Origin of the sequence: Alkanindiges illinoisensis (assembly GCF_004377485.1) — a bacterium.
Classification (GTDB): Bacteria; Pseudomonadota; Gammaproteobacteria; order Pseudomonadales; family Moraxellaceae; genus Alkanindiges; species Alkanindiges illinoisensis_A.
In genome coordinates this window covers 1-1,957 of sequence record NZ_SNTY01000062.1, presented here as the reverse complement: position 1 = coordinate 1,957, position 1,957 = coordinate 1, and the positions used below count along the sequence as shown (strand labels likewise).

The following is a 1,957-nucleotide window of genomic DNA, read 5'->3' as shown; positions in this document are numbered from 1 at the left end:
GGTTTTAAGGTTCTACAACGTTTTAGGTGTTGTATAGTCAAGCCTCACGAGCAATTAGTATTGGTTAGCTTCACACATCACTGCGCTTCCACACCCAACCTATCAACGTCCTAGTCTCGAACGGCTCTTTAGTAGACATAAAGTCTAAGGGAAATCTAATCTTGAGGTGGGCTTCGTACTTAGATGCTTTCAGCACTTATCCCTTCCGAACATAGCTACCCGGCTGTGCCACTGGCGTGACAACCGGAACACCAGAGGTTCGTCCACTCTGGTCCTCTCGTACTAGGAGCAGATCCTCTCAAATTTCCAGCGCCCATGGTAGATAGGGACCGAACTGTCTCACGACGTTCTAAACCCAGCTCGCGTACCTCTTTAAATGGCGAACAGCCATACCCTTGGGACCTGCTTCAGCCCCAGGATGAGATGAGCCGACATCGAGGTGCCAAACACCGCCGTCGATATGAACTCTTGGGCGGTATCAGCCTGTTATCCCCAGAGTACCTTTTATCCGTTGAGCGATGGCCCTTCCATACAGAACCACCGGATCACTAAGACCTACTTTCGTACCTGCTCGACTTGTGGGTCTCGCAGTTAAGCGCGCTTTTGCCTTTATACTCTACGCGTGATTTCCGACCACGCTGAGCGCACCTTCGTACTCCTCCGTTACTCTTTAGGAGGAGACCGCCCCAGTCAAACTACCCACCAGACATGGTCCCAGACCCGGATAACGGGTCATGGTTAGAACCTCAACATTACCAGGGTGGTATTTCAAGGATGGCTCCATTGGAACTGGCGTCCCAACTTCATAGCCTCCCACCTATCCTACACAAGTAAGGTCAAAGTTCAATGTCAAGCTGCAGTAAAGGTTCACGGGGTCTTTCCGTCTAGCCACGGGTACACGGCATCTTCACCGCGATTTCGATTTCACTGAGTCTCTGCTGGAGACAGCGCCGCCATCATTATGCCATTCGTGCAGGTCGGAACTTACCCGACAAGGAATTTCGCTACCTTAGGACCGTTATAGTTACGGCCGCCGTTTACTGGGGCTTCGATCAAGAGCTTCGCTTACGCTAACCCCATCAATTAACCTTCCAGCACCGGGCAGGCATCACACCCTATACGTCCACTTTCGTGTTTGCAGAGTGCTATGTTTTTAATAAACAGTTGCAGCGGCCTGGTTACTGAGGCTGCCATCAGCTTGAGAAGTAAATTCTCGCACCAACAGCAGCGTACCTTCTCCCGAAGTTACGGTACTATTTTGCCTAGTTCCTTCAGCAGAGTTCTCTCAAGCGCCTTGGTCTACTCGACCTGACCACCTGTGTCGGTTTCGGGTACGGTTCCTGTATCACTGAAGCTTAGAGGCTTTTCCTGGAAGCATGGTATCAGCCACTTCGCGGTACAAGTACCGCTTGCTATCGACTCTCAGCATAGAGCACCCCGGATTTGCCTAGGATGCATGCCTACCGTCTTCCACCTGGACAACCAACGCCAGGCTGACTTAACCTTCTCCGTCCCCTCATCGCATGATACAGAAGTATTGGAATATTAACCAATTTCCCATCGATTACGCATTTCTGCCTCACCTTAGGGACCGACTCACCCAGCCCCGATTAACGTTGGACTGGAACCCTTGGTCTTTCGGCGAGGGAGTTTTTCACTCCCTTTATCGTTACTCACGTCAGCATTCGCACTTGTGATACCTCCAGCATGCTTCTCAACACACCTTCACAGGCTTACACAACGCTCCCCTACCACGCACATAAATGTGCATCCGCAGCTTCGGCACATAGTTTTAGCCCCGTTACATCTTCCGCGCAGGCCGACTCGACTAGTGAGCTATTACGCTTTCTTTAAAGGATGGCTGCTTCTAAGCCAACCTCCTAGCTGTCTATGCCTTCCCACATCGTTTCCCACTTAACTATGATTTTGGGGCCTTAGCTGGCGGTCTGGATTGTTT

General features: G+C 51.0%; 1 rRNA gene. It reads right to left on the bottom strand.

Going from position 1 to position 1,957, the window contains the following annotated elements:
• Positions 1-33: 33 nt before the first annotated feature.
• Positions 34-1,957 (bottom strand): 23S ribosomal RNA (locus E2B99_RS12055); the annotation flags it as partial.